The sequence below is a fragment of the Nonomuraea mesophila genome, assembly GCF_004352805.1.
Taxonomy (GTDB): Bacteria; Actinomycetota; Actinomycetes; order Streptosporangiales; family Streptosporangiaceae; genus Nonomuraea; species Nonomuraea longispora.
In genome coordinates, this window is the sequence record NZ_SMLD01000285.1 from 1 (window position 1) to 6,697 (window position 6,697).

Genomic DNA, 6,697 nt, shown 5'->3' on the forward strand with positions numbered 1-6,697 from the left:
TGTATAAGAGCCAGGAGTCGTACTACTCCTGCGGCTGCATCTGGCGCGACAACGTCCGCGTGCGCACCTGCCCGGCGCACGCCCGCTGAAATCGGCCCTCAGCACCGGGCGGCCTCGGCGACAAGCCGCCAAGCCTCAACCGCCGAGGCCCCCGCCCCGCTTCCGATCACACGAGGACAAGGACCACACCATGCTGACCTTGATGGACTGGTTTTGCGGAGCCGGCGGTTCGTCTCAGGGCGCCCACGCCGTTCCCGGCGTGCAGGTCACCCGAGCGGCCAACCACTGGGAGATGGCCATCGCCTCGCACGCCGCGAACTTCCCCTCCACCGATCACTACAAAGGAGACATACGCACCGCGCCGGTGGAGCGCTGGCCAGTGGCCGATCTCTTCTGGGCCTCACCGGAATGCCCGAAGTGGAGCCGCGCCCGCGGCAAGCGCCGCGACTTCCACAACACCCGCCAAGGCGAGCTGTTCGATCTCGCGGGAACCGGCCGCTCGGAGGAAGACGAGCGCTCCCGCGCCCTGATGGAGGAGGTTCCGCTCTACCTGGAGGGCGTGGCCGCCCGTGGCGGGCGGGTACTGGCCGGTGTGGTTGAAAACGTCATCGACTGCCGCGCCTGGGACCAGTGGGACGCCTGGCTCAACCGCCTTCACCTACTCGGCTACCACACGCGCGTGATCGCGCTGAACTCGATGCACGCCCGCCCGGTCCGCACCATCCCGGCGCCGCAATCACGCGACCGGCTGTACGTGGCCTACTGGCACACCTGCCTCGGCCGGACGCCGGACTTCGACAAGTGGCTTCGCCCCACCGCCTGGTGCCCGACCTGCGACCGGCGCGTCGCCGCTATGCAGGTGTTCAAACGGCCCGGCGCCGACATGGGCCGATATCGCCAGCAATACCTCTACCGCTGCCCGGCCGCCGCCTGCCGCAACCAGATCGTGGAACCGGATGTGCTGCCCGCCGCCTCAGCGATCGACTGGAGCCTTCCCGGCAAGCGCATCGCCGACCGTGCCGAACCGCTGGCCGAGGCCACCATGGAACGCATCGCCACCGGAATCGCCCGCTACTGGGCTCCTATCCTGGCGCCGGCGGGCGGCACCTGGCGCAACGACGCCAGCCCCGTCACGGCCCCGATGCCCACCCGGACCACGCGGGAAAACGACGGCCTGGCCATCCCGCCCCTGCTGATCCCGGTGGAAGGCCGCGACGGCAAGAGCGCCGCCCGCGCCACCGAACCGTTGCGCACGCAGACCGCGCGCAACGAAACCGGACTGGCCCTCCCGCCGTTCATCGCCGAACTGCGCGGCGGTGGATCGGAAGCACGCCCGGTGAATGACGCGCTGGCCACCGTCACCGCCTCAGGCAACCATCACGGCCTGGTCACCGCCCCGCCCGGAACCGGCACCCTCCTGGTGCCCTACTACGGCAACGGAGCCGCCCGCCCCGCCGATCAACCGGTCGGCGCGCTATCCACCCGCGACCGCTACGCCCTGGCCTCAGGCACCGCCAACAGCGCACCCGTAGACATCGCCGACGTGCGCTTTCGCATGCTCGAACCCGCCGAGATCGGCCGCGCCATGGCCTTCGCCACCGGCTACACCGTGCTCGGCAACAAACGCCAGCGCGTACGCCAGTACGGCAACGCCGTCACACCCCCGGTCGCCGAAGTCATCATCTCGTCGCTGATCGAAGCCATCACCGGCACAGAACTGGAGCGGGCAGCATGACCCACCGTCACGACATGACCGCCGCCGCCCTGGCCACCGCCGCCCGAGGCTGGCCCGTCTTCCCCATCGCCGTGGGCGACAAGGCACCGCCGCGCGGCTTCACCGACTGGGAGAAGCGCGCCACCCGCGACCCCGGCCGCATCCGCGCCTGGTGGCGGCGCGCCCCCTACAACGTCGGCATCGCCACCGGCCCCGCCGGACTCGTCGTCATCGACCTGGACACGCCCAAACCCAGCCAGCACCCACCCCCCGAATGGGATCGGCCCGGCGTCGGCGACGGCGCGGACGTGTTCGCCCTGCTCTGCCAGCGCGCCCGCATCCCGATCGAGTGGGAAACCTTGCAGGTACGCACCCGGCGCGGCGGCCTGCACCTGTACTACACCGCTCCGCCCGGCCCTCGGCTCCCGAGTACGAACGGCAGCTTGGGGTGGCTGGTCGACACCCGCGCCTGGGGCGGCTACGTCGTCGCAGCCGGCAGCACGGTCACCCTCGCGGACGGCGTCGGCAGCTACCGCGTGCAGCACGCCACGGCGCCCGCCCCGCTGCCCCCCTCCCTGTTCAAGCTACTCACACCCGCCCCGATACCGGCCAAACGGCTCGTACACGTCCCCATCGCCGATGATCGCCATTCCGCCTACCTACGCGCCGCCCTCGACCGTGAACTGGCGCACCTGGCCGCCGCCCAACCTGGCCAGCGCAACCGCGCCCTGTTCGGCGCCGCCGCCGCCCTCGGCGAACTCATCGCTGGCGGCGCGCTCCCCGAGCAACCCGTCAAAGAGCTGCTTGAACAGGGAGGGGGCGACCTCGGACTATCCCGCGCCGAAGTCGCGCGAACCATCAACTCCGGGTTGCGGCACGGCGCCCGCCGCCCCCGCCGCATGGCCGTCGCCTGACACGCCAAGGAAGGCATCACCATGACCGACTCGACACCCACCGGCGCGGCCCTGCTCGACTGGCTGCGCGCGGCCCTGACCCGGTACGTGATCCTGCCCAGCGCCGAGGCCGCCGACGCGGTCACGCTGTGGATCGCCGCCACCCACGCTCAACCCGCATGGGCGCACGCGCCCCGCCTGGTCATCCGCGGACCTGAGAAGCGCTGCGGCAAATCCCGCCTGCTCGACATCGTGGAGGCCACCTGCCACGCCCCGTTCATCACCGTCAACTCCAGCAGCGCCGCCGTCTACCGCTCAATCACCGAAGACCCGCCCACCATGCTCGTGGATGAGGCAGACACCATCTTCGGACCCAAGGCGGACGGCAACGAAGACCTCCGCGGTCTGCTGAATGCCGGACACCAGCGCAACCGGCCGGCCAAGCGCTACGACGCGGCCACCAACCGCGTAGAGAGCATTCCGACCTTCGCCATGGCCGCGCTCGCCGGCATCGGCGCCATGCCCGACACCATCGAAGACCGCGCCGTGGTCGTGCGCATGCGTCGGCGCGCACCCGGCGAAACCGCCGCCCCCTACCGCCACCGCCGCGACCGCACCCCGCTGCGCGACGTGGCCGCCGCACTCAACCAGTGGCTCCGTGCCGACCTGGCCGTCTTGGAGGAAGCCGAACCCGCCATGCCCGTCGAAGACCGCGCCGCCGACACCTGGGAACCCCTGGTCATCGTCGCCGACCACGCCGGCGCCAGCTGGCCAGAACGCGCCCGCGCCGCCGCCGTCACGCTGACCGCCGAGGCCGACGACAACGACCAAAGCTCAGCGCGCGTGCGCCTGCTGGCCACCTGCCGCACCGCCTTCGGCGACGACACCGCACTGCCCACCGCCACCCTCCTGGAGCGGCTCAAGGCCGACCCCGAGGGCGAATGGAACGACCACGGCCTCGCCGGGCTGACCGCGATGAAGCTCGGCGCCATGCTGCGCGAGTACGACATCAGATCAGGCAACATCCGCTTCCCCAACGGACAGGCAAAGGGCTACCAGCGTGCCGACTTCGCCGACGCGTGGGCGCGGTACTGCCCGGCCGTCGAACCCGTCCCCGAGGCCGACATTCTGCCCCTGGAGAGGGGTAGCCGTCCCAGCCGTCCCAGCCTCGTCACCCCAGCTCAGAGCGGGACGGCTTCAAACTCTGGGACGGCTTGAGCCGTCCCACCCAAAAAGCCGTCCCAGGCTTGACCAGCAGAAATGAGGCTGGGACGGCTGGGACGGCTTACCCCTCCAAAACGCGCTCACAGCCCTCGGCGACAAGCCGCCAAGCACAACCGCCGAGGCGTCCGGACACGACCCGTACCGATCATGAAGCCGGAAAGGAACGCGCTTCGATGGCCACCGTCACCCGCCTACGCGCGATGCTCACCATCCCTGAACTCTGCACCGAACTCCAGATCTCCCGATCCACCTTCTACGAGTGGCGCGCCAAGCGTCGCGCGCCGCGCTGCATCACCCTGCCCAATGGGTCGATCCGCATCCGCCGCACCGACCTTGACCGCTGGCTCGAATCCCACGAGGACGTCGCCTCATGACCGATTCGACATTCAACGTCCGCGTCTTCAAGACCGAAAAGCGCAAGAACACCAAGGGCGCGGTCACCTCGTATCGCGTCCTATGGCAGACCGCCGGCCTCATGTGGAAGAGACCATTCCCGAAGGAAGCTCAGGCGGACGCGTTCCGCAGCAAGCTGGTCACCGCTGCACGGAACGGAGAGCCGTTCAGCCTGACGACCGGAGAGCCTGTTTCATGGGCACGTGCTGACCGGCCGGACATGAGTTGGTACGGCTTCGCCTGCAAGTTCGTGGACATGAAGTGGACCGATGCTTCCGCGAAGCACCGTGCGGGCATCGCGTATGCGCTCACGATGGCCACGTTCGGCATGCTCGACAGCACCGCGTGCCCGTATGACGAGAAGGACATCCGTACCGCGCTTCGGCGCTGGGGGTTCAACACCAAGGCGCGCTCCAAGTGTCCGGACGAGACGCGCGAGATCCTTGAGTGGATCGAGAAGCATTCCCTTCGGGTTTCGGCACTGTCCACCCTGGCCACCGCGCGAGGGATGCTCAATGCCGCCACCACGCGTTTGGACGGCAAACGCGTGGCCGCCACGTCGAATAGGCGGCACCGGGTCATCCTCTCCAACGCCATGGCCTACGCCGTCGAACTCAAGCTGCTCGACAAGAACCCGATTCCTGACCTCAAGTGGAAGGTCACGAAGACGACCTTTCAGGTTGACCGCCGCTCTGTGGTCAACCCTGACCAGGCCCGTGCTCTGCTGGCCGCCGTAGAGCGCCAGAAGCCGAGCGGTGTTCTTCTCATGCCGTTCTTCGCGGCGCTCTACTTCTCAGGGCTGCGCCCCGAAGAGGCCGTTAATCTGCGAGAGAAGGACATGACCCTCCCCGATGCTGCCGACACCTGGGGAGAGTTCTACCTGACCGGTGCATCCCCTGACGCCGGCAAGGAATGGACCGACACCGGAGAGCAGAGGGACACCCGCGGCCTCAAACACCGCGCCGAGGGAGAAACCCGCCCTGTCCCGTGTCCGCCTGAGCTGGTGGCCATTCTTCGCAAGCACCTGAAGGAGAACGGCGCCGGCCCCGGTGGGCGCGTGTTCCACGGCGCGCACGGTGGCGTTCTGGCCACAAGCACGATTCAACGCGTCTGGGACAAGGCGCGAAAGGAAGCCCTGAGCCCAGAGGAGTACGCATCACCACTGGCCAAGCGGCCATACGACCTGCGGCATGCCTGCCTCTCCACGTGGCTCAACGCGGGAGTCTCGCCGAAGCAGGTTGCCGAGTGGGCGGGCAACAGCGTGGAGGTCCTGCACCGGACCTACGAGAAGTGCCTCGTGGGCCATGACGAGATCGCCATGCGCCGCATCGCCGAGGTCCTGCGCCCTGTTCCTCGGGAAGGGATTGGGAAGGATCACTCGGGGACGGCTGATCAGAGCCGGACACAGCCGGACAGTGAACCGTGATCGCAGACGAGAAAAGCCCTGGTCGTCGTGATGATGACCAGGGCCTTAGCTGTGCGCGGCCGACAGGAGTCGAACCCGTAACCTTCTGATCCGTAGTCAGATGCTCTATCCATTGAGCTACGGCCGCTTGTTGCTAGACCAGCATAGCGGGTTGTTGGGGGTGCCTCGAACCACATGCCGCAATCATGAGCTCGCCGACTCCACCTTACGGGGCCACAGCGTGTAGCTGACCGGCCAAAGTATGGCGATCAGGGGTATTTTTCCCAGGCCGTTCATGAAAGAGAGCAACGGGGCCGTACGCGCCGGGTCGTCGACCATCCACACCAGGCCGAACAGCGCCGCGCACGTGATCCCGTACGCCAGGACGATGCGCAGCCACAGCGCCCACTCGTAGCCGGCCCTGGCCATGCCGCCCGCCGGTGGCCGGGGGGGTGGTGGGCCGCCGGCGAAGCGGTGGTGGAAGCGGGCGTCGGCCCAGCGGATGGTGCGGTGGCCGAAGACGATCGAGAAGGCGAGGTACGCCGCCGCCAGCCCGTGCCGTACGTCTCCCGTGGCGCCCCCGCGCATGTCGATGACGGCCGCCGCCAGGAGGATCACGTCCAGGAAGGGGATGGCGAGCAGGAGGGCGGTGCTGAGCTTACGGAGGTGCCAGAGGTAGCGGGAGGCCAGCCCCAGTCCAAGCAGGAGCCAGAAGCCGATCTCGCAGCCGATGATGAGGGCGACAATCACGTGTTCCAGTGTTGGGCAGGGGGCGGGCCGGCACATCGTCAGTGGAAACGAACTTGTGGATACATCGAAGGGTGTATCCACAGGCGTCGCGCAGCAGGAGGTGGCAGGGCGCGAAGGGTGGTGGGATGAGGACATGAAACGGGTGGCGTTGGGTGCCGGGCTCGCGTTCGTGATCGGGCTGGTGCTGATCGCGGGCGGCGCGCACTACCAGCGTGGCATGCCCGATTGGTGGATGGCCGGGCCGTTGGCCCTGACCTGCGCGGGTGTGCTGGTGCGCAAGCGGGCGCCGCTGCTGTCCCTGGGGCTGGGGGTGGTGGG

The 6,697-nt window shown here is 68.6% G+C and carries 6 protein-coding genes and 1 tRNA gene; 5 read left to right on the plus strand and 2 right to left on the minus strand.

The genetic code is table 11. The features are described from left to right. The first annotated feature begins 190 nt into the window (after nt 1–190). The 5 genes from E1295_RS46365 to E1295_RS46385 all read left to right on the plus strand — a co-directional run bounded on the left by E1295_RS46365 (nt 191) and on the right by E1295_RS46385 (nt 5,650). Nucleotides 191–1,735 carry a DNA cytosine methyltransferase gene (locus E1295_RS46365; protein ID WP_132641519.1) on the plus strand — a complete coding sequence of 515 codons (1,545 nt, stop codon included), beginning with the start codon at nt 191–193 and terminating at the stop codon, nt 1,733–1,735. Then, nucleotides 1,732–2,628, plus strand: coding sequence for a bifunctional DNA primase/polymerase (locus tag E1295_RS46370; protein ID WP_246081209.1), 897 nt, complete (start codon nt 1,732–1,734; stop codon nt 2,626–2,628). The genes E1295_RS46365 and E1295_RS46370 overlap by 4 nt, the downstream gene beginning before the upstream one ends. 21 nt (nt 2,629–2,649) lie before the next feature. Further along, nucleotides 2,650–3,825 (plus strand): DUF3631 domain-containing protein, encoded by a 1,176-nt coding sequence (locus E1295_RS46375; protein ID WP_181958152.1) that lies wholly within the window; start codon nt 2,650–2,652, stop codon nt 3,823–3,825. A gap of 179 nt (nt 3,826–4,004) precedes the next feature. Further along, nucleotides 4,005–4,205: a helix-turn-helix transcriptional regulator gene (locus E1295_RS46380; RefSeq protein WP_132641527.1), complete on the plus strand. Its 201-nt coding sequence runs from the start codon at nt 4,005–4,007 to the stop codon at nt 4,203–4,205. Then, on the plus strand, nt 4,202–5,650 hold the full coding sequence (locus E1295_RS46385; RefSeq protein WP_132641521.1) for a tyrosine-type recombinase/integrase: 1,449 nt from the start codon (nt 4,202–4,204) through the stop codon (nt 5,648–5,650). The genes E1295_RS46380 and E1295_RS46385 overlap by 4 nt, the downstream gene beginning before the upstream one ends. Before the next feature lie 54 nt (nt 5,651–5,704). Here the strand turns inward: E1295_RS46385 and E1295_RS46390 are convergent. Further along, nucleotides 5,705–5,777 (minus strand) — tRNA-Arg (locus tag E1295_RS46390). A gap of 56 nt (nt 5,778–5,833) precedes the next feature. Beyond that, complete coding sequence (locus tag E1295_RS46395; protein ID WP_132641523.1) at nt 5,834–6,379, minus strand: hypothetical protein; 546 nt, start codon at nt 6,377–6,379, stop codon at nt 5,834–5,836. Nucleotides 6,380–6,697: the final 318 nt, after the last annotated feature.

Coding starts and splice junctions, on each gene's coding strand:
- E1295_RS46365 (WP_132641519.1), top strand. CDS start 191: ATGCTGACCTTGATGGACTGGTTTTGCGGAGCCGGCGGTTCGTCTCAG.
- E1295_RS46370 (WP_246081209.1), top strand. CDS start 1,732: ATGACCCACCGTCACGACATGACCGCCGCCGCCCTGGCCACCGCCGCC.
- E1295_RS46375 (WP_181958152.1), top strand. CDS start 2,650: ATGACCGACTCGACACCCACCGGCGCGGCCCTGCTCGACTGGCTGCGC.
- E1295_RS46380 (WP_132641527.1), top strand. CDS start 4,005: ATGGCCACCGTCACCCGCCTACGCGCGATGCTCACCATCCCTGAACTC.
- E1295_RS46385 (WP_132641521.1), top strand. CDS start 4,202: ATGACCGATTCGACATTCAACGTCCGCGTCTTCAAGACCGAAAAGCGC.